The organism is Sorangium sp. So ce385, assembly GCF_051474135.1.
Classification (GTDB): Bacteria; Myxococcota_A; Polyangia; order Polyangiales; family Polyangiaceae; genus Sorangium; species Sorangium cellulosum_D.
On sequence record NZ_CP150337.1, the window covers coordinates 10,234,832 to 10,259,901 of the forward strand.

23 protein-coding genes are annotated in these 25,070 nt (G+C 73.4%); 11 read left to right on the top strand and 12 right to left on the bottom strand.

Features of this window, described 5'->3' with window-relative positions; all coding sequences use genetic code 11:
* Positions 1–21 precede the first annotated feature (21 nt).
* The 3 genes from ygfZ to WME83_RS37390 form a co-directional block, all read right to left on the bottom strand.
* A complete protein-coding gene (gene ygfZ, locus WME83_RS37380) occupies positions 22–1,026 on the bottom strand; it encodes a CAF17-like 4Fe-4S cluster assembly/insertion protein YgfZ (RefSeq protein WP_437314480.1) in 1,005 nt (334 codons plus the stop codon).
* 76 nt (positions 1,027–1,102) lie between these two features.
* Entirely contained in the window at positions 1,103–1,654 is a 552-nt protein-coding gene (locus WME83_RS37385) for a hypothetical protein (RefSeq protein WP_437314481.1), read from the bottom strand.
* A 110-nt stretch (positions 1,655–1,764) separates the two neighbouring features.
* On the bottom strand, positions 1,765–2,343 hold the full coding sequence (locus WME83_RS37390; protein WP_020739354.1) for a hypothetical protein: 579 nt from the start codon (positions 2,341–2,343) through the stop codon (positions 1,765–1,767).
* Positions 2,344–2,550: 207 nt separating this feature from the next.
* Between WME83_RS37390 and egtD the strand changes: the two genes are divergently transcribed.
* The 4 genes from egtD (at position 2,551) to WME83_RS37410 (ending at position 6,415) form a co-directional block, all read left to right on the top strand.
* Positions 2,551–3,540, top strand: coding sequence for an L-histidine N(alpha)-methyltransferase (gene egtD, locus WME83_RS37395; RefSeq protein ID WP_437314482.1), 990 nt, complete (start codon positions 2,551–2,553; stop codon positions 3,538–3,540).
* A gap of 136 nt (positions 3,541–3,676) precedes the next feature.
* Positions 3,677–5,011, top strand: coding sequence for a vitamin K epoxide reductase family protein (locus WME83_RS37400; protein ID WP_437314483.1), 1,335 nt, complete (start codon positions 3,677–3,679; stop codon positions 5,009–5,011).
* Between the two features lie 7 nt (positions 5,012–5,018).
* The gene (locus WME83_RS37405) at positions 5,019–5,717 is read left to right on the top strand and encodes a hypothetical protein (RefSeq protein ID WP_437314484.1); all 699 of its coding nucleotides are present in this window, start codon (positions 5,019–5,021) and stop codon (positions 5,715–5,717) included.
* A 26-nt stretch (positions 5,718–5,743) separates the two neighbouring features.
* Positions 5,744–6,415, top strand: a complete 672-nt coding sequence (locus tag WME83_RS37410) for a TlpA family protein disulfide reductase (RefSeq protein ID WP_437314485.1) — start codon at positions 5,744–5,746, stop codon at positions 6,413–6,415.
* A 98-nt stretch (positions 6,416–6,513) separates the two neighbouring features.
* Here WME83_RS37410 and WME83_RS37415 read toward each other — a convergent pair whose 3' ends face one another.
* Together WME83_RS37415 and WME83_RS37420 are read right to left on the bottom strand one after the other, a co-directional pair.
* Positions 6,514–7,083: a methylated-DNA--[protein]-cysteine S-methyltransferase gene (locus WME83_RS37415; RefSeq protein ID WP_437314486.1), complete on the bottom strand. Its 570-nt coding sequence runs from the start codon at positions 7,081–7,083 to the stop codon at positions 6,514–6,516.
* Positions 7,064–8,578: an AlkA N-terminal domain-containing protein gene (locus WME83_RS37420; protein ID WP_437314487.1), complete on the bottom strand. Its 1,515-nt coding sequence runs from the start codon at positions 8,576–8,578 to the stop codon at positions 7,064–7,066. Before WME83_RS37420 ends, WME83_RS37415 begins: the two co-directional genes overlap by 20 nt.
* Positions 8,579–8,689: 111 nt before the next feature.
* On the opposite strand from WME83_RS37420, the gene WME83_RS37425 reads away from it, so the two are divergent.
* On the top strand, positions 8,690–9,736 hold the full coding sequence (locus tag WME83_RS37425) for a Leu/Phe/Val dehydrogenase (RefSeq protein ID WP_437314488.1): 1,047 nt from the start codon (positions 8,690–8,692) through the stop codon (positions 9,734–9,736).
* Between the two features lie 55 nt (positions 9,737–9,791).
* Here the strand turns inward: WME83_RS37425 and WME83_RS37430 are convergent, their stop codons facing one another.
* Together WME83_RS37430 and WME83_RS37435 are read right to left on the bottom strand one after the other, a co-directional pair.
* A complete protein-coding gene (locus WME83_RS37430; RefSeq protein WP_437314489.1) occupies positions 9,792–11,531 on the bottom strand; it encodes a carbon starvation CstA family protein in 1,740 nt (579 codons plus the stop codon).
* A gap of 123 nt (positions 11,532–11,654) precedes the next feature.
* Positions 11,655–12,611, bottom strand: a complete 957-nt coding sequence (locus WME83_RS37435) for a zinc-dependent alcohol dehydrogenase family protein (protein WP_437314490.1) — start codon at positions 12,609–12,611, stop codon at positions 11,655–11,657.
* Between the two features lie 478 nt (positions 12,612–13,089).
* On the opposite strand from WME83_RS37435, the gene WME83_RS37440 reads away from it, so the two are divergent.
* Complete coding sequence (locus tag WME83_RS37440) at positions 13,090–13,659, top strand: manganese efflux pump MntP (protein WP_437314491.1); 570 nt, start codon at positions 13,090–13,092, stop codon at positions 13,657–13,659.
* Positions 13,660–13,716: 57 nt separating this feature from the next.
* Here the strand turns inward: WME83_RS37440 and WME83_RS37445 are convergent, their stop codons facing one another.
* Positions 13,717–14,274: a DJ-1 family glyoxalase III gene (locus WME83_RS37445; protein WP_437314492.1), complete on the bottom strand. Its 558-nt coding sequence runs from the start codon at positions 14,272–14,274 to the stop codon at positions 13,717–13,719.
* 244 nt (positions 14,275–14,518) lie between these two features.
* On the opposite strand from WME83_RS37445, the gene WME83_RS37450 reads away from it, so the two are divergent.
* Positions 14,519–17,062 (top strand): SUMF1/EgtB/PvdO family nonheme iron enzyme, encoded by a 2,544-nt coding sequence (locus tag WME83_RS37450; RefSeq protein WP_437314493.1) that lies wholly within the window; start codon positions 14,519–14,521, stop codon positions 17,060–17,062.
* A 24-nt stretch (positions 17,063–17,086) separates the two neighbouring features.
* Here WME83_RS37450 and WME83_RS37455 read toward each other — a convergent pair whose 3' ends face one another.
* A complete protein-coding gene (locus tag WME83_RS37455) occupies positions 17,087–17,512 on the bottom strand; it encodes a tetratricopeptide repeat protein (protein WP_437314494.1) in 426 nt (141 codons plus the stop codon).
* Positions 17,513–18,044: 532 nt separating this feature from the next.
* Here WME83_RS37455 and WME83_RS37460 point away from each other — a divergent pair.
* Positions 18,045–18,191 (top strand): hypothetical protein, encoded by a 147-nt coding sequence (locus WME83_RS37460; RefSeq protein ID WP_437314495.1) that lies wholly within the window; start codon positions 18,045–18,047, stop codon positions 18,189–18,191.
* Positions 18,192–18,332: 141 nt separating this feature from the next.
* Positions 18,333–19,949, top strand: coding sequence for a hypothetical protein (locus WME83_RS37465; protein ID WP_437314496.1), 1,617 nt, complete (start codon positions 18,333–18,335; stop codon positions 19,947–19,949).
* A 25-nt stretch (positions 19,950–19,974) separates the two neighbouring features.
* On the opposite strand, the gene WME83_RS37470 is transcribed toward WME83_RS37465, so the two are convergent.
* Positions 19,975–21,255, bottom strand: a complete 1,281-nt coding sequence (locus tag WME83_RS37470) for an MFS transporter (RefSeq protein WP_437314497.1) — start codon at positions 21,253–21,255, stop codon at positions 19,975–19,977.
* A 516-nt stretch (positions 21,256–21,771) separates the two neighbouring features.
* On the opposite strand from WME83_RS37470, the gene WME83_RS37475 reads away from it, so the two are divergent.
* A complete protein-coding gene (locus WME83_RS37475) occupies positions 21,772–22,668 on the top strand; it encodes a hypothetical protein (RefSeq protein WP_437314498.1) in 897 nt (298 codons plus the stop codon).
* A 12-nt stretch (positions 22,669–22,680) separates the two neighbouring features.
* On the opposite strand, the gene WME83_RS37480 is transcribed toward WME83_RS37475, so the two are convergent.
* Positions 22,681–23,325: a YkgJ family cysteine cluster protein gene (locus tag WME83_RS37480; RefSeq protein ID WP_437314499.1), complete on the bottom strand. Its 645-nt coding sequence runs from the start codon at positions 23,323–23,325 to the stop codon at positions 22,681–22,683.
* A 79-nt stretch (positions 23,326–23,404) separates the two neighbouring features.
* Here WME83_RS37480 and WME83_RS37485 point away from each other — a divergent pair, with 79 nt between their 5' ends.
* Positions 23,405–24,169 carry a glutamine amidotransferase gene (locus WME83_RS37485; protein ID WP_437314500.1) on the top strand — a complete coding sequence of 255 codons (765 nt, stop codon included), beginning with the start codon at positions 23,405–23,407 and terminating at the stop codon, positions 24,167–24,169.
* A 24-nt stretch (positions 24,170–24,193) separates the two neighbouring features.
* On the opposite strand, the gene WME83_RS37490 is transcribed toward WME83_RS37485, so the two are convergent.
* A complete protein-coding gene (locus WME83_RS37490) occupies positions 24,194–24,955 on the bottom strand; it encodes a TetR/AcrR family transcriptional regulator (RefSeq protein ID WP_437314501.1) in 762 nt (253 codons plus the stop codon).
* Positions 24,956–25,070: the final 115 nt, after the last annotated feature.

Consider the following 25,070-nt stretch of genomic DNA (forward strand, 5'->3'; position numbering starts at 1 on the left):
TGTTTTGCCGTTCCTCTGGACCTACCGCCCCGGCGCCGCGCCGCTCGCCGCCGCCGCCGCCCCTGGCGCGCGCGTGATCTCGGCCGCCCGGCCGGCGACCCGGAGCGCCGTGCCTTGGGCGGCGTGCTTGTACTTGACGTAGCCGAGCGCCAGCACCCGCGGCCCGCCCGGATCCTTCACCTGGCTCGTCACCGCGCCGACGGCGGCGCCGTCGGGCAGCGCGATCTCCGCGCCCGCGGGCACGGCGTCCTCCCCCTCGACGGCGAGCTGCACGAGCCGCTTCTTCGCGTGGCCGCGCATCTGGAGCATGAACACCGTCTCCTGCCCCAGGTAGCAGCCCTTGTTGAACGAGACGGCGCGCTCCTCGAGCGACGCCTCCTGCGGGAAGTTCTGGTCGTCGAAGTCGACGCCGAAGCGCGGGACGTTGTTCTCGACCCGGAGCACCTCCCACGCCGCCGCCGTCGTGGGCAGCACGGGGCCGGCCCCGCCCGCGGCGCGCAGCGCCTCGAGCACGGCGCCCTCGGCCTGCCGCGGCGCGACGAAGAGCGCGCCCCCGAGGCCGGTCCAGTCGACGATCGCGGCGTCCGCGCCGGCCGCGCGCCCGGCCGCCGCGAGCTCGGCGGCCCGCGGGCCGTGGGCGAAGACCCAGGCGTGCTCGCCCGTGGCGTCCGCGAGCTCGGCGTCCTCCATGATGAGGTAGCGATCGAAGCTCTCGCGCAGCGCCTCGATGCGATCCCGGAGCGCGCCGACGTAGATGCGGTCCTCCGCGATCACGATCCACACCTCGGCGAAGATCTTCCCGGTCTTCACCACGTTGAGCCCGTACGCCCCGCCCGCGGGGGGCGCGGCCTTGGCCCCGGCGGGCAGCGGCTTCTGCGGGGCGAGATCGCAGGTGACCAGGCCGTTGAGCCAGGTCTGCCGGTCCGAGCCGGTGACGATCAGGGTCCCGAGCTCGGGCATGGGCTGCACCAGCGCCCCTTCGCGGAGCGCGCGCCGCTGCTCGTCCAGTCCGTGGGCGTCGTTCATCGAGGTCCGATCGTGGAGGCGGGAGGCCGGGCCGTCGAGGGGCGGCCCGACATTTCGGCGGCCGCCCCCCCCGGGCTCAGGGATCGACCTCGGCGACGAGCGCCGGGAACTGGGGCGACGTGTGGACGGAGGGCGGGACGATCGCCGCGTCGACGTGGCCCACGAGGCGGCGGAGCGCGTCGGCGTCGGCCGAGAGCACCTCGGCGACGACGGTGAGCGACTTCGGGAGCGACGCGACCGACGCGATCACCGCGTCGGCCGAGGCGCCCCGGACCAGGACGGCGCGCGCGCCGACCTTCGCGGCGGCCTCGGCCCCCTCCGGGCTCTCGGCCAGGGCGAGCGGCAGCATGCGCATCGTCCTCGCCCCCTTCGCGAGGCGGTCCCAGTCGTCGAGCGGCAGGAGCGCGTCGATGCAGACCCCGTCCGCCCCGTGGTAGCGCGCCGCGAGCGCGCCGTCGCGATCGCCCACCCGGGACAGGCAGAGCGACGGCACGGTCTTCGTCGCGCGCGCGGCCCCCTGCATAGCGGGCCCCGCCTCGGCGAACGCGAGCGCAGAGATGTTGAGCTCCTGCAGCCGCGCCGCATCCTCCGCTGGCGACTCCGAGCCGACGAGCCCGACCAGAGCCATGTTCTTTCTACGGGTGGAGAGCACCTGGAGAAGATCGCGTGTGGACGGGACGATCGATCCCGCATCGAAATCCGGCATGGGAGGGCCGGTAGACGAGCCGAACGCGCGGGTCAAGCGAGGGATCGCTCGAGCTCCTCGAGCGCGGGTCGGGAATCCATGGCTGGGACGTCTTGCACGCGCATCCACACGGCGGTCTGATCGCCCTCGTAGCAGACGCTGCCTTCGTGCCGGAACTCGAACGAATAGCGGATCATGTGCCGCTTTTGGCCGAGCCGGGAGCGCGTCGCCACGCACGTCGCCTCGATGGGCGCGCCCGGCTGGACGAGCTTGCGAAAGACCACCCGGTGGATGTTGGTGCCATAACCGATCCAGCCCTCGCGGTGCCGCAGCCCGAGCAGGTGGTAGGCGTGCACGAAGCCGAGCATCCCCGTCGCGTGCACCATGATCGCGCCGGCGACGTGGCGCGGGTGCAGCAGCGGGTGCGCCCGCTGCGCGTCGACGAGCGGCATCGGGCGGTCGGTCGGCATGCGGCAGCGCACCAGGCTCCTCTCGGCGTCCACCTCGAGGAGCTCGTCGAAGAAGAGGACCGACGGGTCGTAGGGCAGGTCCGCGAGGAACTCGGCGTCGAACGGACCAAGCTTCACAGGAAGGGGCGCGCCGCTCGCCGCGCCGGGTGCTGAGGTCGTCATCGGAATGGGCTCTGGGATCCTGGATCCCCGAGGGCAGCTCCCTAGCAGCGGCCGATCGCGTGGGCAACGGCCGTGACGAGCCCGAGAAAATGGGGCGGCTCGCGGGAATGCGCGCGGGAATGGACGAGCGGGTGGTGGCTTTGCAAATCGTTGGACCTCCACGGATTTCGAGGAGCTCTCTCGGAGGTCCGCGGGTAAGGTTCTGTGATGCACACGACAGAATCGCTCGACCGTTTCATGGCGGATGTCCGGTCGGGCCTGAAGGCGTCGCCGAAGCACCTCTCGCCGGAGTATTTTTACGATGCGCTCGGCTCGCACCTCTTCGAGGCGATCTGTCAGCTCCCCTGGTATCCGCTGACGCGCGCGGAGCGGGCGCTGCTCGAGGGGCACGCCGAGGAGATGGTCGCGCCGTTCGGGGCCGGCGCCTCGATCGTCGAGCTCGGCTGCGGCAGCGGGGAGAAGCTCGCCCTGCTGGCGGCGCCGCTCTGCAAGCGGGTGCCTCGCCTCTGCGTGCACCTCGTGGACGTCTCGGAGACGGCGCTCGACCTCTCGCGCCGGACCCTGGGCCGCCTGCCGCGCGTGGAGACGTCGGCCCACCGGGCGAGGTACGAGGAGGGCCTGGCCCGCGCGGCGGCGCGGCGCGCGGTCGACGCCCGGGGCGGCGGGGGCGCGGTGCTCGTGCTGTTCCTCGGCTCGAACATCGGCAACCTGGCCCCGGCGGCCGCGGCGGCGTTCCTCGCGGGGGTGCGCGGCGCGCTGCGCGCCGGGGACGGGCTGCTGCTCGGCGCCGACCTCGTGAAGCCCGCGGCGGATCTGCTGCTCGCGTACGACGATCCGCTCGGCGTCACCGCGGCCTTCAACAAGAACCTGCTCGCGCGCATCAACCGGGAGCTCGGCGCGACGTTCGACCTCCGCTCGTTCGAGCACCGCGCGGCGTGGAACGCGGAGGCCTCGCGCGTCGAGATGCACCTCGTCAGCCGCAGGCGGCAGTCGATCCGCGTGGGCGCGCTCGATCTCGAGGTCGCCTTCGACGAGGGCGAATCGATCTGGACAGAGAGCTCGTACAAGTACACCCCGGACGAGGTGGTGCGCATGGGGGAGCGCGCGGGGTTCCGCTGTCATCAGCAGTGGATCGAGCCGGTCGGGCGGTTCTCGACGACGCTCTTCCTCGCCGAGGAGCGCGCGGCGGGCCGCTGATCCGGCGGGCTCAGCGCGGCGCGGGTCCCGGCGGGCTCGCGCCGCGCGTCATGCGCTTCGCGCCATCGGGGAACGCCCGTACGCGCGGGCGTCCTCAATTTGACGCGTTGCCCGACGTCGCGTAATCCACTCGACCATGTCAGGCAGTCGTGGTCCTCGCGGTCCTGCGGCGCTCGCGCTCGGCGGGTCGATCCTGGGACTGGCGTTCAGCGCCTCGTCGACGTTCGACTACATCCGGCACCTCGACCGGCAGGTCCACGACCTGCACTGCAGCTTCATCCCCGGCCTCGGCGCCCAGGCGGGGGCCGACACGGCGTGCCGCGTGGCGATGTACAGCCCCTACTCCGCGCTGTTCCGCGAGAGCTTCTGGGGCGGTATCCCGATCTCGCTGTTCGCGCTGGGCGCGTTCGCGTTCTTCGCGGCGTTCGCGCTCTACGTGCTGCTCTCGGGCCAGCACGCGCCGCGGCGCGCGGCGCACTTCCTGTTCGTCGCGGGCCTCACGCCGCTCGCGGTGTCGATCCTGATGGCGCTCATCTCGGCGCTGCGGCTCGGGGTGTTCTGCAAGACGTGCGTCGGCATGTACGTCTCGTCGGCGCTGCTCGCGGCCGGCGGGATCTGGGCGTTCGTCGAGGACCGCAGGGCGGCGCGGGCCGCGGCCTGGTCCAGCGCGACGCCGCGGCCGGCCGGGGCGGCCGGGGTGGGGCCCACGGTGCCGATGGCGCCGCTCGGCGTGGACGCGCCGGCCGGGGCGCCCGCCGCGCCCGCGCCCGCGCGCCGCATGGGCTCGAAGCTGCTCTTGCCGGGGTGGCTCGTCGCGCTCGGGGTGTGCACGGTGACGCCGGCGCTGCTCTACGCGAGCGCGCTGCCGAGCTACGCGAGCTACCTGAGCGGCTGCGGCAAGCTGGAGAAGCCGACCGAGCCGAACGGCGCGCTGCTCCAGGTGAAGCACCCGGGCGCGGTGCAGCCGGCGACGATCTTCGTCGATCCGCTCTGCCCGACGTGCAAGGCGTTCCACCAGCGGCTCGTGTCCGAGGGGGTGTTCGACAAGCTCGACGTGACGCTGGTGCTGTTCCCGCTCGACAGCGAGTGCAACTGGATGCTCGACCGGCCGGTGCACCCGGGCGCGTGCCTCCTCTCCAAGGCGATCCTCTGCAGCGATCACCGGGCGATGGATGTGCTCGAGTGGGCCTACGACCACCAGGAGGAGCTCCTGGAGGGGGCGAAGGCGGGGGCCGGCACCGCCAACGTGCAGGCGGCGATCCGGCAGCGCTGGCCGGGGCTCGACGCGTGCATGGACTCGAAGGAGACGTCGCTGCGGCTGAACCGGATGCTCCGGTTCATCGTGGACAACAAGCTTCCCGTGTCGACGCCGCAGATGTTCCTGGGCACGACGCGGCTCTGCGACGAGGACACGGACATCGGGCTGTCGTATGCCATCCGGCAGCTCGCGCCGGCCCTCCGGACGAGGTGAGGTGGTCATGAAGGGCGCAGGGGTCATCGGGATCGTGGCCGGGTGCGCGATGCTCGTCGCGTCGGGCGTGACGGTGCACGGAGAGGTGCAGGCCGCGTCGCAGCGCCTGAAGACGGGGGTGGCCGCGGCGGTGAGGCCGGCGGTGGCCATCGCCAACGACGCCGAGGCGCCGTACTGCACGCCGGCGTTCAAGACGGTGCTGCAGCGCGTGCTCAACGCGTGCGGCCTCGTCGGGGCCGAGGCGCGGCGCGGGTGCCAGCCGGCCGACGTGAAGACGCTCGCGTCGATCAGCGACGACGACTTCAACGCGCTCTTCACGCCGCTGAAGCAGCGCGGCGGGGTCGTGATGTTCGACGACGCGTCGGAGAAGCTCGACGACGGGGCGAAGAAGATGATCGAGGAGATGTGGCTCGATCGGCGCGGGGCGCGCTACTTCTTCATCGTCGCCCGGGCGTCGAAGACGGGGACGCCGGAGTTCAACCGGACGCTCTCGCACAAGCGCGCGAACAGCGTGCTCTTCGACATCTCCGACAAGTTCAAGGAGCAGGATCTGGACAAGAAGGTCGGGATGCTGTGGCTCGGGAACGAGTTCGCCCAGCTCGGCGCGGAATACTGCCAATGGAACGTCTCGCGCAAGGACAAGGCATGTACGGCAGAGGCCATCAACCGGAGCGCGTTCGTCTCCTGGGTGGACTGCCAGCTGTGAGCGCCGCGAGGAGGATCGGCGCGCTCGTGGCCCTCGCCGTGGCCGCGGGGCTCGCGGGCGGGTGCGAGGGGGACAAGGCGGATCTGCCGACGCCGCCGACGCCGGGCCAGGGGCGGAGCAACGCGGTGACGGCGCCGGGCGGCGCCGCGACGGCGAGCGCGACGGCCCCCGCGAGCGCGGCGGCGCCGGCCGCGCCGGCCGCGCCGCGGCTCCTGTGCGCGGGGCAGTCGCCGCGGCCGGCGCCCTCGGTGGGGGGGCTCACGGCGGTCGCGGCCCAGGGGGCGGAGGCGCCGCCGGCGAACATCGGGTTCGGCGTCGGCAAGTGGGTGTGGGTGAACTTCTGGGCGGCGTGGTGCAAGCCGTGCCTGGAGGAGATGCCGCGGCTGCTCGGGTGGCAGCAGAAGCTGCGGGCGGCCGGCGTGCTCATCGATCTGGCGTTCATTTCGATCGACGACGACGAGCGGCAGCTGTCGCGGTTCCTGGAGGCGCAGCCGGGCAATGGGGTGCGCGCCTCCTACTGGCTGCCGGACGGGCCCCAGCGGGCCGGGTGGATGAGGGCGCTCGGCGTCAAGGAGGCGAACGAGCTGCCGATCCACGCGCTCGCGGCGCCGAGCGGGCAGGTGACGTGCGTGATCCAGGGGGCGGTGGAAGACAGCGACTATCCGACGATCGCGGCGCTGCTCGGGGCGAAGAAGTAGAGCCTACCCCAGACATACGACGAACGCGGCAACTCCCCGTCTCATGAGGTCTCGTATTCAGGGAAGCACCTGAGTTACGCCAATGACCTTATCTCGTTTCACAATCGTCCAGCCGCCGGGCGCTCCCCCGCGTCCGCGCGCGCTGCGCCGTCGACGCGGCCGAGGCGCGCAGGCGCGGCGGCCTCGTGCGCCAGCAGCCACCGCTTTCGTTCGAGGCCGCCCGCGTAGCCGGTGAGGTCGCCGCGGGCGCCCACGACGCGGTGGCAGGGGATGATCAGGCAGACCGGGTTCCTGCCGTTCGCCAGGCCCACCGCGCGCGACGCCGACGGCTGGCCGAGCAGCGCCGCGACCTCGCCGTAGGAGCGCGTCGCGCCGGGGGGAATGCGCTGCACCTCCGCCCAGACGCGGCGCTGAAACGGCGTGCCGCCGGGCTCGACCGGCATGCCCGAGAGCGCGCCGAGGTCGCCGCGCCAGTAGGCCCTCAGCCGGCCGGAGAAGCCGTACGGATCCGCGGCGCTGCGCAGCGTGACCGCGCCGTAGCGCGCCTCCAGCGAGGCGCGGAGGCGCGGCGCGCAATCCGCGAACTCGAGCGCGTGGACCGCGCCGCCGCCGGCCGCGAGGAGCATGGCCCCGAGCGGCGACTCGACCTCATCCAGCAAGAGATCCATCCGACACCTCCCTCTCCGCGGGCCGCGCTCCCTGCGCGTCCGCCGTCCACAAGAGCATCGCCGCGTAGGCGCGCCACGGCCGCCACGCCTCCGCCATCGCCAGGAGATCCGCGCCGGAGACGCCGCCGAGCGCGCGCCGCAGGCCGAGATCCGTGGCCGGGAACGCGTCCGGCTCGCGCAGCGCCCGCATCGCGATGTAGTGCGCGGTCCACGCGCCGATGCCCGGCACCGCGCAGAGCGCGCGCACGGTCTCGTCCAGGCCGCGCGAGGCGTCGAGCGCGACCTCGCCGCGGGCCACGCGCGCCGCCAGCGCGGTGATCGTCGCGGCGCGCGCGCGCGGCAGGCCGAGATCCGTCAGATCGGCCGCGGCCAGCGCCTCGGGCGACGGAAAGACGAAGCGGAGCCCCTCGGCGCCCTCGGGCAGGCCGCCGCGCACCGCGAGCGGCTCGCCGTGCCGCGCGACCAGGCGGCCCGCGAGCTGCGTCGCGGCCCGGACGCTCACCTGCTGGCCCAGGATCGCCCGCACCGCGAGCTCGAAGCCGTCCCACGCGCCCGGCACCCGCACGCCCGGCGTCGCCGCGACCAGGGGGGCGAGCCGCGGGTCGGCCCGGAGGTGCGCGGCGATCGCGTCGGGATCGGCGCCGAGGTCGAAGAGCCGCCGCAGGCGCTCCGCGCAGTGGATGAGCCCCTCGGTGCCGGGCAGCCGCAGCCGCGCGAGGAGGTGAGGCTCGCCGGGCGCCGGGCGCACCTCGACGACGCCGTGCCCGCCGGCCACGCGCACGGCGCGGCGGTACGCGCCGGGGTCCGCCGACTCCACGCCGGGGATCGCGCGCGCCGCGAGGAAGCCCGCGAGCGCGCCCCAGTCGAGCGGCGGGCGGAACGGGAGGCGGAGCGCGATGTCCGGCGCGCCGCCCGCCGCGCCCCCGCCCCGCTTCGAGGCGGCCGTCCGCAGCTCGCGCGGCGTGCGCGCGTAGGTGGCGCGGATCGCGTCGTTGAAGCGGCGGACGCTCGAGAACCCCGACGAGAGCGCCACCTCGGTCATCGAGAGCGCCGTCTCGTCGAGGAGCTTCTTCGCGAAGAGCAGGCGCCGCGTCTGCGCCACGGCGAGCGGGGAGGCGCCGACGTGCCGCAGGAAGAGCCGCCGGAGGTGGCGCTCGCCCACGCCGAGCCGCGCCGCGAGCGCCGGGGCGTCCGCGTCGTCGAGCGCGCCCTCGGCGATGAGCCGGAGCGCCCGCGAGACGAGCGCCGAGGTGCCCAGCCACGCGGGCGTCCCGGGCGACGCCTCGGGGCGGCAGCGCAGGCACGGGCGGTAGCCGGCCTCCTGCGCCGCCGCCGCCGAGGGGAAGAAGACGCAGCGCTCCCGCTTCGGCGTCCGCGCCGGGCAGATCGGGCGGCAGTAGATGCCCGTCGACAGCACGCCCGTGAAGAAGCGACCGTCGAAGCGACGGTCGCGGGTCTCGAGCGCGCGATAGCAAGCCTCCTCGTCGAGCCGCATGCGGAGCGTCGTAGCGCGGGCGCCGCCGCGCCACTGGCGCTTTTCGGACCTGGAGGGCGGGCGGCGCCCGAGCGCCCCCGGCGCGCCCCGCGGTGGTACGCTCGGCGCGCCATGAAGAGCGTGTTCGACACCCTCGCCGCCATGGGCCACGAGCAGGTGGTGTTCTGCGCGGACGAGCCCGCGGGCTACCGCGCGATCATCGCGATCCACAGCACCGCGCTGGGCCCGGCGCTCGGCGGCACCCGGCTGCTCGCCTACGCGAGCGACGAGGAAGCCCTGGTGGACGCGCTGCGCCTGTCGCGCGGCATGACGTACAAGAACGCCCTCGCCGGGATGGACGTCGGCGGCGGCAAGGCGGTCATCCTCCGCGGCGCGGGGCCGCTCGACCGGGAGCGGCTCTTCCGCGCGCACGGGCGCTTCATCGAGCGCCTCGGCGGCAGGTTCGTCACCGGCGAGGACGTGGGCACCACCCCCGCGGACATGGAGCTCATCCGGCGCGAGACGCGCCACGTCAAGGGCCTCGCCAGCGAGGGGGGCGACCCGTCGCCGTGGACCGCGCGCGGCGTGCTCCGCGCGATCCAGGCCGCGGCACGCCACCGCTGGGGCAGCGACGACCTCGCGGGCCGGACCGTCGCGCTCCAGGGCTGCGGCAGCGTCGGCGGCCGGCTCGCGGCGGAGCTCCACCGGGCCGGCGCGCGGCTCCTCGTCGCGGACGTCGCGCCGGATCGCGCCCGCCACGTCGCCGCCGAGCTCGGGGCCACGGTCGTGCCGCCGGACGCGATCGCCTCGGCCCAGGCCGACATCTTCGCCCCCTGCGCGCTCGGCGGCGTCCTCGACGACCGCGCCGTCCGGGAGCTCAGGGCGGAGATCGTCGCCGGCGCCGCCAACAACCAGCTCCTCGACCCGCGCCACGGCGAGGCGCTCGCGGCGCGCGGCGTCCTCTACGTGCCCGACGTCGTGGCCAACGCGGGCGGCGTGCTGAGCGGCGGCGCGGACCTCTTCGGCTGGCCCCGCGCCGAGGTCGAGCGGCGCGTCCACGCGATCTACGACACGGTCCTCCGCGTGCTCGAGATGGCGGCGGCCGACGGCGCGCCGCCGGCGCTCGCCGCCGAGCGGCTGGCCGAGCAGCGCCTGCGCGGTCGCGCCGCGGCGAGCTGACGCGCGGCGCGCCCGGCGGAGCGCGCCCCGCCCGGCGCCCGGCGGAGCCGCCCCCTCAGCGCGCCGGGCCGGGCACCGGCTCGGCGGCCGGGCCGTTCTTCATCGCCTTCACCGCCTCGACCATCAGCGACAGCGCGAGCCCGATCAGCGCGAGCCCCACGAGGCCGTTCATCGTCGTCGCGTTCAGCGCGAACCCCTCGTTCTTCACGGCGACGAGCGCGGTCCGCACCTGCAGGACGAGGGCCCACACCGTGATCGCCATGACGAACACCATCGGGATCGCCGTGTACCAGATGCGCCGCTTCTCGCGGTGCAGCCAGACCGTGACCGCGAGGAGGGTTAGCGCCGCGAGCAGCTGGTTGCTCGTGCCGAACAGCGTCCAGAAGTCGAGGTACGCGGGCCGCACGCCGGGCGCGGGCGGGCGCGCGGTCATGATGAACAGCGTCGGCGGCGCCAGCGAGAGCGCGGTCGCCGCCGCGGACAGCACCCTCCCCTTCCAGTTGAACAGCTCCTCGAGGATGTAGCGGCTGAGGCGCGTCGAGACGTCCAGCGTGTCGAACACGAAGGTGGAGAACGCCATCGCGCCGAACGTCGCGGCGAAGAGGAAGTGCTCCTTGCCGATGATCACCGTGAGGAACCTGCCGATCCCGTCGCCGTAGATCTTGCCCGGCCCGGGCAGCTTCGTGCCCTGCGCCACGATGACCAGCGTCGCGAGCGCGATCAGCGCGACGAACGCCTCGGCCAGCATCGCGCCGTAGCCCACCGGGTGGGTGTGCGTCTCCTTCGAGATCTGCTTCGACGTCGTCCCCGAGCAGACGAGCCCGTGGAAGCCGGAGCAGGCGCCGCAGGCGATGGTGACGAACAGGAACGGGAAGAGCATGCCGGTCGCGCCGCCGGCGTTCCACGAGGTGAACGCGGGCTGCCGCAGCTCGAACTCCCCCGGGTACCGGAGGTTCCCGAAGAAGATCCCGATCACGCCGACCGCGAGCGCCACGTAGAGGATGAACCCGCCCAGGTAGCCGCGCGGCTGGAGGAGCAGCCAGACCGGCAGGAGCGAGGCCACGAAGCAGTAGACGAGGATGATGAGGCCGAACGCGCGCTGCGGGTTGTCGACCGGCAGCACGAACACGGTCGAGATCTTCGTGCCGAGCCAGACGACGCCGAGCGTCGCGGGGACGAAGATCAGCGTGGTGAGCCAGAGCGGCGGCTTGAGGTACCGCTCGACCACGCCCATGACGAGGGAGAGGCCGAGGTAGGCGGCGCTCGCCGCCGCGACGGCGCCGCCGGGGTTGAACTGGAACGTGCCGCCCTCGAACTCCTCGGTCTTGCCGACGAAGGTGCTCGCCGTGATGTCCGTGAAAGCGACGATCACGTAGGAGAGCGCGAGCCAGATGAAGATCATCATCGACAGCCAGGCGCGCCGGCCGATGTGCCGCTTCGCGATCTCGGCGACGCTCTCGGCCCCGTGGCGGACGCTCGCGATGAGCGCGGAGAAGTCGTGCACCGCGCCGATGAACACGACGCCGAGCGCGATCCAGAGCACGCACGGGAGCCACCCGAACGCCTGGCCGGCGAGGATCGGGCCGGCGATCGGCCCCGCGGCGGCGATGGCGCTGAAGTGCTGGCCGAAGAGGTAGAACGGCTTCGTGGGCACGTAGTCCTCGCCGTCGTTCACCTTGACCGCGGGCGTCACCGCGGCGTCGTCGAGCGCGTAGTTGCGCGCGACAAGCCTCCCGTAGAAGCGGTAGCCAAGGCACAGCACGACGACGACGGTCAGGGCGAGCAGCGGCAGCACGCGGCGCAGTATAAGGCCATCTGTGCGCGCTTGTGGTCCTGCAAACGACCCGACCGATGGGGACGACCCGGGATGCCGGGCGGGCGGCTCGGTCGTCGGCGCGGGCGGCTCGGCGCGGGCGGCTCAGCCCTTGGCGATCGAGAGGATCAGCTTGCCGGCGCCGTGGCCCGAGTCGAGGCGCCGGTGCGCCTCGGCGACCTGCTCGAGCGGCAGCACCCCGGAGACGACGGGGAACGCGAGCCCTCGCTCGAAGAGCGGCGTCATCTCGCGGAGGCGCGCGGCCTCCCGGGTGAGGAAGATGCCGTGGAGCGTCTGGTTCTTGACGTAGAGCGCGGAGAGGTCGCCCTGCGGCGCGAGGACGCAGGCGAGCCGGCCGCCCGGGCGCGTCGCGCGCAGGCTCTTCGCGACGAGGTCTCCGCCCACGGTGTCGAAGACCGCATCGACGCCGGCGCCGCCGGTCTCCTGCAGGGCGACCTCGGCCGGGTCCTCGGACGTGTAGTCGATGGGGCGATCGACGCCGAGCCCGCGCAGGGTCTCCTGGTTCGCCGCGCCCGCGGAGGCGAGCACGCGGGCGCCCGAGGCGCGGGCGAACTGCACGGCGAACGAGCCGACGCCGCCCGCGCCGCCGTGGACGAGCACCGTCTCGCCGGGCTTCACCGCGAGCCGGCGCACGATCGCCTCCCACGCGGTGCCGCCCGCGAGCGGGATGGCGGCCGCCTCGACGTGCGACATGCCGCGCGGCTTCCTGGCGACGATCGACGCGGGCGCCACGTTGTACTCGGCGTAGCTCCCCGACGGGTTGCCGAAGATCTCCGGCGTGTAGAAGACCTCGTCGCCGGGGGCGAAGCCGCGGACGCCCGGGCCGACCGCCTCGACGACCCCGGAGACGTCGTAGCCGAGGACCACCGGCGGCGCGATCTGCGCCCAGCTCCCGGCGGCCCGGATCTTCGCGTCGACCGGGTTCGTGCCCGACGCGACGACGCGCACCAGGACCTCGCCCGGTCCGGGCGAGGGCCGCTCTACCTCACGCAGCTCGAACAGCTCGGGCCCGCCGAAGGCGGGGATGACCATCGCTCGCATCGCATTCTTCCTCCCCGGCGCCGCCGCTGGCGCACGATCTGAAGCGCCGGCTGGCCGCCATTCTAGTTCAACCGGGCGGCGGTCCGGCCAGCGAAGGGCATGGCCAGGCGCCGGGAGGGATCGAAGCGGGTGGAGGTGAGCGCTGGCGTGGCCACGGCGGATAGCACACGTGAGCCGCCCTTCACGGCTCAGGAATCTGCATGAGCCGCGCGGACGCCCCGAGCCGAGCAGGCCCCTGCCCGCTTGTGACACGTGGCACGGTCCCCTACGCTCTCCGGGTGCACACGATCGAGAACACGAAGAGGCTCATGGCTCGCGCGCGGCGCACGCGCGATGGGCTGGGGGCCGTGGGGCGGGCGCCCGATGGCGACCTCGGCTGTGCAGAGGTTCTCCGGACGGTGACCGCGGCGCGAGGTGCCCTCGACGGACGCATGCGCGAATCCTCGAGATTCCTCTCCGGAGGGCCGGCGGTGGCGTCGTGAGCTTCGGCGCGATTCTGATGCTCGCTATCGGCCTGGCCATGGATGCAACGGCGGTCTCGGCCGCGCGGGGGCTGGCGGTCCCCGCGATTCGCGCCCGGCACGTCGCGCTCGTCGCCGGTTTCTTCGGCGGGTTTCAGGCGCTCATGCCCTTGATCGGGTGGCTCCTCGGTTCACGTGTCGGGCCCCTGGTCCAGGCGTGGGATCACTGGATCGCCTTCGGGCTCCTCGGGGCCATCGGCGGCAAGATGCTGTGGGAGGCGCGGTCCAGCGCTGACGAAGACGACGAGGCGCCGAAGGACCTGTTCGCCTTAAAGGTGATGTTCGTGCTCGCCATCGCGACGAGCATCGATGCGCTCGCGATCGGCATCACGCTTCCGATGTTGAATGCGCCGCTCGCGCTCTCCCTGGTCACCATCGGGATCACGACGGCGGTCCTCAGCGCGATAGGCCTCTTCGCCGGCAGGCGGTTCGGAGCGATGCTCGGCAAGCGGCTCGACGTCGCGGGGGGCGTCGTGCTCATCGGCCTTGGCGTGAAGATCCTGATCGAGCACTTGCAGGCGGCCTAGTCGCCGCCTCCTGACTTCGTCGTGGCCGGCTTTGCCTCCTCGGAGGGCCGCGCGCGCTCAGGACGGCAGCATCATCGGCGCCCGCACCTTGGCCGCGACCTCCCGGCCGCGGAGGCGCTCGACGAGCGCGAGCGCGAACGCCATCGCGGTGCCGGGCCCCTGGCTGGTCACGAGCTGCCCGTCCTCGACCACCGGGCTCGCGACGAGCGCGCCGTGCGCCGACACCACGTCGTTCACGGACGGGTGGCACGTCATCGTCCTGCCCTGGAAGAGCCCGTGCGCCGCGAGCGCGATCGGCGCCGCGCAGATCGCCGCGACGATGCGGCCCGCGTGCGCCTGCGCGTGCAGGCGCTCCCCCACGGCCGGCGAGGAGGCCAGCCGGTCGGCCCCGCCCTTGCCGCCCGGGAGGACCACGACGTCGAAGTCGCCCGCCACCGCCGAGAGATCCGCGTCCGGCACGAGGCGCACCCCGCGGCTGCAGCGCACCGGCCCCGGCCCGTCGAGCCCGGCGAGGACGACCTCGACCTCGGCGCGCCGGAGGACATCGACGATGATGGTGGTTTCCATCTCCTCAGCTCCCTCGGCCAGGATCACGAGCGCGCGCGGTGCCTTCATGAAGACCGCCATGGCCCCGCCGGCCGCCGGATGCAAGCAGCACCAACGAACCGGAGCGGACGCAAACACGCAAAAACACGCAAACGAGCACGAGAGGGCGCCCACGGGCGCAGGCGGGCGCAAGCGGGCGCAAACCGACGCCAGCGGGCGCAAACGGGCGTCAACCAGCGCCAACCGACGCGGGCGGGCGTGCGCGGCGCTGAAGCCCCTTTGCCTGCGAGCGGCTCCGCGCTAGGAGCGGGGCATGGCGGAGCCCTCCGACGATCCTTTCGGCCTCGCGGGCCAGACCATCGAGGGGAAGTACCGCGTCGCCGCCGTCATCGGCGACGGCGGGTTCGGGGTGGTCTACCGCGGGATCCACGAGGGTTTCGGCGAGCTCATCGCCATCAAGTGCCTGAAGCTGCCGACCTCGCTCGACGCCGCGCAGCGCGACGCCCTGCTCGAGACGCTGCGGGGCGAGGGGCGGATCCTGCACCGGCTGTCGCGGGCCACCTCGGGCATCGTGCAGGCGCTCGACGTCGGCGCGTTCACGACCCCGGCCGGCGTGTGGGTGCCCTACCTCGTGCTGGAGTGGCTGGAGGGCCAGACGCTCGGGCAATACCTCCGGGACCGGCGCGACCGGGGCGAGCTCGGCATGTCGATCGCCGAGGCGATCCAGCTGCTCTCGCCGGCCGCGCGCGCGCTCGCCGTCGCGCACGCGCACAAGGTCGCGCACCGGGACGTGAAGCCGGCCAACCTGTTTCTCACGGACGTCGGCGGGGTGCGGACGCTGAAGGTGCTCGACTTCGGCATCGCCAAGGTGCTGGCCGACCACCCCACGTTCACCGAGGCGCTCGCGGCGACCCGGCAGGGGCCGAGCGCGTTCACGCCGCGCTACGGGGCGCCCGAGCAGTTCAACAAGGCCCGCGGCGCGACCGGCCCCTGGACCGACGTGTTCGCGCTCGCGCTCATCTTCGTCGAGCTCGTGAGCGGCAGGCGCGCGCTCGAGGGGGACGACCCCACGCAGCTCTACATCGCCTCGGCCGACCCGGCGGTGCGCCCGACGCTGCGCGCGCGCGGCCTGTCGGACGCGCCGGAGGCGATCGAGCGCGTGCTCGACAAGGCGCTCTCCATCGAGCCGAAGCACCGCTTCACGAGCGCGGGCGAGTTCTGGGACGCGCTCTCCGCCGCGGCCCTCGGCGAGCGCGCCGGGTCGGGCCCGAGGCTCGACGTCCCCGGCGCGGAGCACGCGGGCGGCCTGTCGACCGCGGAGTACGCGGCCGCGCGCGGGCTCGGCGCGGCGGCGGGGCACGCCGGCCTGCCGGTCGAGCCGACGATGCTCGCCGACGCGCGCGCGCCCGCCCCGGCGCGGCCCGCCGTGGTCAAGGTGAGCCACGGCGCGGGCGGGCCGCCGACGGGCGGCGCGGGCGGCGCCACGGGCGGTGCGGCCGGCGCCACGGGCGGCGCGGCAGCGGCGTCCGGCGCGGCTTACGCCGCCGGCGCGCTGGCGACGGGCGGCAACCGGACCGCGCAGGTCGACGACTCCATGATCGAGACGGTCGCGCCCGCCGGATACCCCGGGGCTCGCCCGCCGCCCCCGCCGCCCGGCGCCGGCCCGCACCCCGCCGGCGGTTCGCACCCGACCGGCGGCCCGCCGCACGCCGCCCCGCCCGGCGCCGGCCCGCACCCGGCTGGCGGCCCCCCGCACGCCGCGCCGCCCGTCGCCCCGCCGCAGCGCGGCCGCAGCCCCGTGCGCGCGGCGCTTCCCTGGTTCCTCGCGACGCTCCTGCTCGGCGGCGCCGGCGCGGCGGCGTACTTCCTGACGCAGTCGCCCGGCAGCAAGAAGCCGGCGCAGTCCCCGGCCGCGCGCGCCACCGCGAAGGCGCCGTCCACCGGGCGCGCCGTGGCGACGGCCCCCGCGGGCGCGGCGACGGCGGTCGCCACCGCCGCGCCGGCGGAGAGCGCCGCGACCGAGGCGTCGGCCGCCGCGCCCGCCGCGCCGCCGGCGCCGCCGGCCGACATGGTCTTCATCGGGCCGCTCACGACCACGATCGGCGCCGCGGGCGAAGCGCGCCAGGTGACGCTCACCCGCGGGTTCTACATCGATCGCAACGAGGTGACCGTCCGCGCCTACCGCGCCTGCATGCAGCAGCGCATGTGCGGGGCCGCGGATCACGTCTCGCTGACGCCCGAGCTCCTGCCGGGCGCGCAGGCGCCGGCGGCGTCCGAGGACCAGAAGGAGGCCGAGCTGTGGTCGCGGCGCTGCAACGAGCCGCGCAACGCGACCGGGCACCCGATCAACTGCGTCGACTACTCCCAGGCCGAGAGCTACTGCCGCTTCCGGGGCCGCCGGCTGCCCACGGAGGCGGAGTGGGAGGTCGCGGCGCGCGGCGCGGCGGGGCGGGCCTACGTCTGGGGCGACGACGCGCCGACGTGCGAGCGCGCCTGCTACGACCGCAACGAGGGCTGCCTCGCGCGTGGCACCGAGGTCGCGACCTGCGCGTCGGGCGCCCACCCGAGCGATCGCACCCCGGAGGGCGTCTACGATCTCGCCGGCAACGTGTCCGAGTGGGTGTCGGACGGGCTCGTCTTTCCGCCGCCCGGCGGCGAGAACCCGCAGGGAGACCCGTCGTTCCCGCTCAAGGTGGTGCGGGGCGGGAGCTTCCTGGACGGGCCGGAGAAGCTCTCGGCCACGCACCGCACGGCCGCGGCGCCGGTGACCGCGCACGCGTGGATCGGCTTCCGCTGCGCGATGGATGCGCCGGCGCCGGAGGGCGCACCGACCCAGGAGAGCGCCCCGGCGCCGTGAGCGCACGGGGCGGAAGGGCGCGGGCTACTCGACCCGCCCGCGGGCGCGCTTCACGGCGCTCCTGACCATGTCGCCGTACGGCCCCGCGGGGAGCTCGTGGAGCAGCGCCACCGCGCGCTCGTAGCAGGCGCGCGCCTCGGCCGTGTCGCCGAGCACCTCGTGCGAGTGCCCCAGGTTGAGGAGGAGCGACGGATAGAAGCCGCGCACCCGGTCGCCGCCCACGGCGTCGGCCCGGCGCAAGGCTTCCTGGTTCCACGCGAGCGTTTCCTGCTCGCTCCCCTGGTGGCGGGCGACATAGTGGGCGGCGATGCACGCCTCGTAATCGTCGGTGCGCGCGGCCCATGCTTGCTCGAACAGGGCCCGGGCGTCCTCGTTCCGTCCCTCGGCTTCGGCCTGCATGCCCTCGGCGCAGAGCCGCACCACGGGGTTGTTCGGGTCGATGCCGTCCACGCTGCGAGTCTCGCGATCCGGCGGAACTACCGCAAGCCAGTCCAGGCGACGGCGTCACGACCCTGGAGCGCGCTGGGAGGACGGACTTGGACGATACGACGTGCGGTTCGGAGGGGGTCCCGACCCCGCGCCGGCGCTGTGCAGTGCGGTCCCGGAGGGGTCTCGACCGCACGCCAGCGCTGTGCATTGCGGTCTGGAGGGGTCCGGACCCCCCTTCTGGCACAAAATCAGACGCTTTCCGGAGGCAAATGGCGCACAACCGCACAATGCAGAGTGTTTTTTGGCACAATCTTGCCTAAAATGACGCTAGGCGGAGCGTTCTGGGGGGGTCCGGACCCCGGTGTGTCGCAATGCATTGCGGTTGAGCCAGTGCCGGACCCCCCTCGATTGGCACAGACCAAGGTCGTCTTGGCACACCTTCCTCGCCTGCGAGACGGCAACGTGCTGCAAATTGATGCCGCGCGTGGCCGCCGGCGCCCCTCGTCCCATGGCGCGCACGGCTCCGGTTCCGAACATCCCGGCCATCCCTGGCATGAACCCCGGGACGTGGATCCTCGGCGGCGGGGGCAGCGGAGGAGGCGGCGGGGAGCGCGGAGGCCGCGGCGGCGGGGGCGGGCAAGGAGCCGACGGCAAGGGCGGCGGCCAGGGCTCGACCCCAACGATCCCGAACATGGCCTGATCAAGAAAATGCCGAAAATGCCGGCCGGGGGCACCTCAGCAGTCTCTCCTTCCGAGTGGGGGAAGCCTTCAGGGAAGATTACAGAGATCCATCGAAGCATCCAACCGACGCTCTAGAGAAGTGGCACTACCACGAGGGCAGATGGCAAACGCTCTGACGACACCTTGGTCCGACCGCGCGCTCGATGCACTTCGCGCAGCTCCCGTGGTGCCGCGCACGCCGCTGGCGGACCTGTCACCCACGCGTGAGCTCGACGACGAGCTCTACGAGCTGACGGGTCGGCGAGGCATGCCTGTCCTCGATGGCACCACGCTGGGATATCCGGCCACGATCGACGCTCCGACGGACGAGTGCCAGCGCGGCTATTGCCTCTGGGGCAGAGGACATACAAGGGTCCGCTTGAACGAACGTTCTGACGGTGCATGGGAGACAGCGGATCTGGGCTCGACCATCTCGTGGCGGGCCTGTGTCGAGCTGCTCGTGCTACGACAGCAGTATCGTTCGTGGATTCCGGTGCTCGTGTGCAAGGACGCGCTCCCGGCGCTCCCGAGGCGCTGGGGCCGAGATCTCGCGCTGGCGCTCGGTCTGGGCGCGGTCGACGCCGTGAACAATGCTTTTGGCGACGGTGAGATCCTGTGCTGGGATTCTCATTTCCTCGCGCGATCCGTCGACGGTGCAGCACGGCTCCTGGAGCGATGCAACGCGCTGGGCTTCTGCGCGAGCATGCCGGCACCGGATGCGCGCCCCATCTTCGTCAGCGATATAGAGCAACAGTCCAACCAAGGGCGATTGGAGCAACTGCATCGCGGTACCGGCGACGATGAGGTGGTCGTCTCGATCGCTGGGCGGGCTCTGATCCGACAGCAGCGAATGTTCCGCGGTCTCATGATGGAGACGGTCGAAGCGACGCCGACGCGCCTCGAGCGGATTCGTCGTCATCCACCGGCGCTCGGCAGTGTCCGCCTGCGGGAATACTTCCGCCGTCATGCGATAGCTCTCCCCGCTGCACCGCCTCCCGCGGCGATGGCCGGCGCTCCGGAAGAGCTGCTCCTCCTCGGGCGGACGCTGCTCCTGCGACCTGGCGAGGGGAACATGTGGCTGGGGCTCTGGCGCATCGAGGACCTCCCTGATGCCGCGCGGAGAGCAGCGCCGACAGCCGTCGCGGTCGCCCGTGGCGCCCCGAAGCTCGCCCGAGGCGAGTGGCCCTTCTACCGGTGGGGAGATCTCGACATGATCTGCCTCGGAGGAGGACCGGAGTTCGAGTCGTACCTGTGCGATGCGACCGGCGCGATGTGGTCCTGCGACGCGGCCTACGGGCATTTCGAGTTCGTGGGTGGGAGCGTGATCTCGTGGCTGGAGCGGCTCGCGTTCAACGCCGATCTGGACGCGATGGGGCATGCCAGCGCGCTCCTGACGATCCCGCTCAAAGCGTGGGGCGAGCTCCCCGAGCACTTGAATGTGCCACTCGTCCCCGAGTGCAGCGATGCTCGGTCGAGGTTGTATGTCTCTGCATCGTACGCCATCTGGGAGTCAAGTCCGACATGCGGCATTCCTGTCGTCGATGTCCGGGCTCGAGGCTCCAGCGAGCTGATCCCCGTCGTGACATGGGCACGAGAACGCTGGGGCACGATGAAAGTCGCCGTCTCCGGCGACGACGGGACCACCGAGGAGCTCGTTCACGCGATCGAGGCCGAGGGCATCCGGAACCTCGATGGAGAGACAGGCGGATGGACGACGGCAAGCTTCTGGGATGGTTGAAAACCGTCTCCTCCCCCACCGCCGCTCACGTCTCCACGCCCTCGCCCGCCACGCTCTCCTCCCCCTGCGCCGCCTTCGCCGGACCGCCCGCGGCCCCGGCGAGCACCACGATCGCGATCGCCCCGACCACGATGAGCGACAGCGCGAACGGCAGGCTCGTGGCCGCGGCGATGTGGCCGACCACCGGCGGCCCACCGAGGAACGCCAGGTAGCCGAACGTCGCGACAGCCGCGATCGAGGTCCCCGTGGGCCCGGAGCGCGCCGCCGCGCTGAAGACCGTGGGGATGACGCACGACAGCCCGAGCCCCACGCACGCGAACCCGAACAGGCCGGCGATCGGTCGGCCGATCACCAGCGCCGCGGCGAGCCCCACCGTCACGAGGACGGCCCCGCCGCGCACCACCGCGACCGGGCCCAGCCGGCTGCTCACCCCGTCGCCGAGGAAGCGGCCCGCCGCCATCGCCACCGAGAAGGCCGCGAACCCCGTCGCCGCGAAGGCCGCCGTCGTGCCGAGCGTCTCGCGGAGGTACACCGCGCTCCAGTCGGCCATCGCGCCCTCGCCGAACATGCACAGGAACGCGATCGCGCAGAGCGGCCACATCGCGCGGGGCGGCAGCGCGAACGGGTTCTTCGGCGGCTCCGGCGCGGGGACGCCGGGCCGCACCCAGGGCGAGAGCAGCCCGACGAGGAGCAGCGCCGCCACCGCGGCGAGGGAGAGGTGCGCGGCGGGCGCCACCCCGACGTGCGCCAGCGCCCCGCCGGCCGCCGCGCCCGCGAGCCCCCCGGCGCTGTACAGCGCGTGGAACGACGACATGATCGGCCGCCCCCACGCCTCCTCCACCTCGGCGGCGTTGGCGTTCATCGACACGTCCATCACGCCGTTCGACACGCCGAAGAACGTGAGCACGAGGAACAGCTCGACCGGCGTCCGCGCGAGCCCCGGCCCGAACAGGCTGATCGCGAACGCCGCGCCGGCGGACACCGCCACGACCCGGCTCCCCAGGTGCGCGACGAGCCACCCGGCGAGCGGCATTCCGACAAACGCGCCGAGCGCCGGCGCGAGCAGCACGTTGCCGAGCGTCGCCTCGCTCAGCGAGAGCGCGCGCTTGAAGTCGGGGATGCGCGTCACCCAGGTGCCCATGCAGAAGCCGTTGGCGAGGAAGATCAGGAGACAGGCGGCGCGCTGCGCCCGGACCCGCGCGGCGGCGGTCCGCCCCCTCGCCCCCTCGACGACGTCGCGCGCTGCACCGGGGGCGACCCCCGCCTCCTCCGGCCCTCGCGCGAGCTCACCCTCGGTCTTCTGCATCGTCTGGCGCCTCTCGACGCCTACGTACCAGAGAGCGCGCCCCCTCGCCGCCGCGCGCGCATCGCGCCACCCGCCCGCGATCCTCCCACCACGTGGGACGCGGAGCGCGGCGGGACGTCGCGCTCGGAGAGCACCCGCCCGCGAAGGCCGGCAACCCACGGCTTGCCCCATCCCGCGCGCGAGCCCGCGATCGCGCGCGCGAGCCCGCGACAAATCGCCCCATGTGGCCAGCTGCACCATCCAGCGCCCTCCCCCGGGATCGTCGCGCGGACGCGCGACGGCCGAGCCTGCCCGGAGGATCGCGGTCCGTGCGAGATCGCCCTCACGGCCTGGACGTTGCAGTGCCCGACATCGGCAGAATCGCCGTGCCTCGGGGCAGCTTCCGGGTCTCACACACCCGCGCAGCTCCCGGGCGGCTCGGGGTGAGCCACGAGCGATCGTCCGCTGGTCGAGACGCCTCGCCGTGATCCCCTGAGACCCCCGTCAGCTCGCGGCATTCGGCCCCAGGAGCGATCGATGTCACGCACGCATGACCTGCTCATCCTCATCGCCGCGATCGCCGCGGGTGTCGCGCAGACCGGCTGCCTCGCGGAGGCGCTCGAGGGCGAGCCCGCCGAGGCGCATCCGGGGTCGACGGGAGAGGCGCTCACCTCGATGAACCGCCTCTCGATGAACCGCCTCTCGATGAACCGCCTCTCCATGAACGGCCTGTCCGCGGGCGGGCTCTCGCCGAGCGGCGCGGCTCTCTCCTCCACGGAGCTCATCGAGACCCCCGAGGGCCGCGAGCTGCTCACCTACGTGATCCGGTGCGCCCTGCCCGAGGGCGAGAGCCTCAGCGGCGCGCACGGCGGCGTGACCTACACCTTCCCCGGCGCCATCGGCGTCGCGCCGGACTGGCGCTCGGAGCCGCTCGACCCCGTCGGCCAGCGCTGGGTGAGCGCGTGCCTGCTCGCCCACGTCAACGGCTACGGTATCGAGGTGCCCATCTCGCTGCGCGGCGAGCACGCGGCGCTCGGGACGACCACGACCGAGCGGGCGCAGTACAGCGCGCAGGAGGCGGCGTTCTACGGCAACCTGTTCGGCAGCGGCCCGGATCACGGCATGTACGCGTGCGCGGGCGCCGCGGTCGAGGCGCAGTGCGGCGGGAACCCGAGCGCCGAGGTGCCCTGGCGGTCCTGCGGCGCGAGCGAGGGCTGCGCGCTCTCCTTCGCCGGCCCCTGCCGCGACCTGGCGCAGCCCGAGCTGCAGACGTGCGAGAACACCTCGGCGGATTTCGTCGAGGACTGCTACACCGAGGCGAGCGGTCCGGACGGCTGGTCCGGTGGCCTGTTCAAGTACCCCGAGGTCATCACGGTGTACCTCACGAGGGACGACTTCAACGCCCTCTACCCCGGCTGCGCGCCGCTCCCGTGAGGGGCCGCGCGCCTAGCCCAGCGCCGCCCCGTCCCGGATCCCGAGCGTCTCCTCGCGCGCCGACAGGCACGCCTCGCTCCCCACGACGAAGGCGCGGCAGTTGTCCGGCCGGATCTCGTAGATCGCGCAGCGCCTGTCGTCGCAGAGGTGCTGGCAGCGGCCGCTCGCGGCGAAGCGCAGCGTGATCTTCCCGTCCCGCGCCCGCCGCACGTACGCGCGCCCCGTGAGGTCGCCCCGCCCGGCCTCCCGCCACCGCGAGAGGTCCACGTCGTCGAGCACCACGTTCGCGTCGTGGCAGCAGGCGCCGCACGCCAGGCAGTCGAGCGCCACCTCGCGGATCGCCCCGGCGTGCACGCTGTCGCGCTCGCACCAGTCGAGCACCGAGCCCTCGTACTGCCGCTTCACCCGCGCCGTCGCGAGCCCCTGCGCCGGGCCCTCGGCCACCCGCCGGAAGCGCTGCTGCTCGATCGACAGGAGCGACCACAGCCCGAGCTCCGTGAGCTTGCCCTGCGCGTCGACCGAGAGGAGGAGATCGATCCGCTCGTCCGGCAGCACGATGGCCGCGTGCCCGCCGGCCCGCACGTGCGCAGCAGCGCGAGCCAGGAAACGCGGGCGAAACCGCCGCCACACAGGGCGCGACACGACATAGGCCGACATGCGGGAGCATCTTCGCGCCCCCGCCCCGCGCTGCCAAGTCCCGCCCTTGCCGAGGCGGTCGCTCTGCTATGTTCACCGGGTGGGACAGGACGAAAAGGACAAGAAGATCGTCATCGTGAAGACCGGTGAGCCCGTGCCCCCGGTCCTCGAGCGGCGCGGCGAGTTCGCGGCCCTGATCGAGCAGACGATCGGCGCCGCCTGGCGGGGCGGATACGCCGTCTTCGACGCCCGAACCGGCGAGCTCCCCGCGCCCGACGCCCCCGGGATCGCCGCCTTCATCATCACCGGCTCCTCGGCCAACGTCCCCCACCGCGATCCCTGGATGCTCCGCTGCGAGGCGTGGCTGCGCGACGTCGTCCGCGCCGGCACCCCCACGTTCGGCATCTGCTTCGGCCACCAGATCCTCGCCCAGGCGCTCGGCGGCGAGGTCATCCGCAACCCGCGCGGCCGCGAGATCGGCCGGATCCGCGTCCAGCGCCGCGCCGACGACGTCCTCTTCGACGGGCTCCCGTCGAGCTTCGAGACCCACGCGACCCACGTCGACACGGTCGGCACGCTGCCCGAGGGCGCGCGGAGCCTCGCGTTCACCGAGCTCGACGACCACCAGGTCATCCGCTTCACGGGCACCTGCTACGGCGTGCAGTTCCACCCCGAGATGGATCACGACGTCATCGCCGGCTACATCGCCTTTCGCCGCGAGGTCCTCCAGGCCGAGGGCCTCGACGTCCCGGCGCTCCTCGACCGCATCTCCCCGGACCAGCTCGGCACCCGGACCCTGCACAATTTCATCGCGCACATCGTGATGCCGCGCCTCGGCCGTACGCCGTCCGCTGGACCTGCATAGTCACCGCCCTGACTGACGCGCCGGTCAGTTCCCTCGGGGCCTGGCGCGGCGGGCGCGCGGCGGGCTCGTCCGCTCCGCGCGCCCCGCCCGCGCGGGCGCGGCGTCCTCCGGCGCGGGCGGCGCGGGCGGCGCGGTCGCGTCGAGCTCGCCCTCGGCGCGCGGCGCCGGCTGGCGGGGCTCCGCGCGCAGCGCCGGCTGGCCGGGCGCCGGGTCCATCCGGAGGTAGCCGCGCCGCAGGAGATCGTAGAGCGCCGTGACGATCCGCTCGCGCGGGCGGGCCTGGTCCTCGAGGGCGTTCTCGAACAGCACCTCCTTCAGCGCGCCGATCGTGAACGTCGCGTAGAGCTCGGTGTCGCCCGGCTCGATGACGCCGAGCCGCTGCCCCTCGGCGAGGCTCCGCTCCAGGAGCAGCTTCACCTCCTGCCGGAAGGCGCGCAGCTCCTTGACGAACGCCGGATCGAGCCCCGCCGCGTGCGACAGGAGGATGCTCGTCAGCGCCGGATCGTCGAGCAAGACCGCCACGATCGCGCGGATGTTGTGCTTGACCTGCGCCTCCACGTCCGCCGACGGATCCACGCGCAGGATGGCGCCGCCGAGGCGCGAGAAGAGCCCGCGCACGAGCTCGCCGAACACCGAGCGCTTGTCGGGGAAGTACAGGTAAAACGTCCCCTTCGCGACCTTCGCGAGCGCGACGATGTCGTCGACCTTCGCCTCGTGATAGCCCTTCTCGGAAAACACGGTGCGCGCCGCGCGGAGGAGGGCTTGGCGGCGCTCGGACTTGTCCATGGGTCGGTCGCTTTACCATCACCGGCCCGTCACCTGGGGCGCGATGTCTCCCCCGCGGCGTCGCCCCGGCCTCCCGCCCGAAAAGCGCCGGAAAGATCGGAGGCCGTTGTACGAC

Coding starts and splice junctions, on each gene's coding strand:
- WME83_RS37480 (WP_437314499.1), bottom strand. CDS start 23,325: ATGTCGGCCTATGTCGTGTCGCGCCCTGTGTGGCGGCGGTTTCGCCCG.
- WME83_RS37425 (WP_437314488.1), top strand. CDS start 8,690: ATGAAGAGCGTGTTCGACACCCTCGCCGCCATGGGCCACGAGCAGGTG.
- WME83_RS37465 (WP_437314496.1), top strand. CDS start 18,333: ATGGCAAACGCTCTGACGACACCTTGGTCCGACCGCGCGCTCGATGCA.
- WME83_RS37435 (WP_437314490.1), bottom strand. CDS start 12,611: ATGCGAGCGATGGTCATCCCCGCCTTCGGCGGGCCCGAGCTGTTCGAG.
- WME83_RS37490 (WP_437314501.1), bottom strand. CDS start 24,955: ATGGACAAGTCCGAGCGCCGCCAAGCCCTCCTCCGCGCGGCGCGCACC.
- WME83_RS37415 (WP_437314486.1), bottom strand. CDS start 7,083: ATGGATCTCTTGCTGGATGAGGTCGAGTCGCCGCTCGGGGCCATGCTC.
- WME83_RS37445 (WP_437314492.1), bottom strand. CDS start 14,274: ATGAAGGCACCGCGCGCGCTCGTGATCCTGGCCGAGGGAGCTGAGGAG.
- ygfZ (WP_437314480.1), bottom strand. CDS start 1,026: ATGAACGACGCCCACGGACTGGACGAGCAGCGGCGCGCGCTCCGCGAA.
- WME83_RS37460 (WP_437314495.1), top strand. CDS start 18,045: ATGAACCCCGGGACGTGGATCCTCGGCGGCGGGGGCAGCGGAGGAGGC.
- WME83_RS37470 (WP_437314497.1), bottom strand. CDS start 21,255: ATGCAGAAGACCGAGGGTGAGCTCGCGCGAGGGCCGGAGGAGGCGGGG.
- WME83_RS37400 (WP_437314483.1), top strand. CDS start 3,677: ATGTCAGGCAGTCGTGGTCCTCGCGGTCCTGCGGCGCTCGCGCTCGGC.
- egtD (WP_437314482.1), top strand. CDS start 2,551: ATGCACACGACAGAATCGCTCGACCGTTTCATGGCGGATGTCCGGTCG.
- WME83_RS37405 (WP_437314484.1), top strand. CDS start 5,019: ATGAAGGGCGCAGGGGTCATCGGGATCGTGGCCGGGTGCGCGATGCTC.
- WME83_RS37450 (WP_437314493.1), top strand. CDS start 14,519: ATGGCGGAGCCCTCCGACGATCCTTTCGGCCTCGCGGGCCAGACCATC.
- WME83_RS37390 (WP_020739354.1), bottom strand. CDS start 2,343: ATGACGACCTCAGCACCCGGCGCGGCGAGCGGCGCGCCCCTTCCTGTG.
- WME83_RS37475 (WP_437314498.1), top strand. CDS start 21,772: ATGTCACGCACGCATGACCTGCTCATCCTCATCGCCGCGATCGCCGCG.
- WME83_RS37385 (WP_437314481.1), bottom strand. CDS start 1,654: ATGGCTCTGGTCGGGCTCGTCGGCTCGGAGTCGCCAGCGGAGGATGCG.
- WME83_RS37420 (WP_437314487.1), bottom strand. CDS start 8,578: ATGCGGCTCGACGAGGAGGCTTGCTATCGCGCGCTCGAGACCCGCGAC.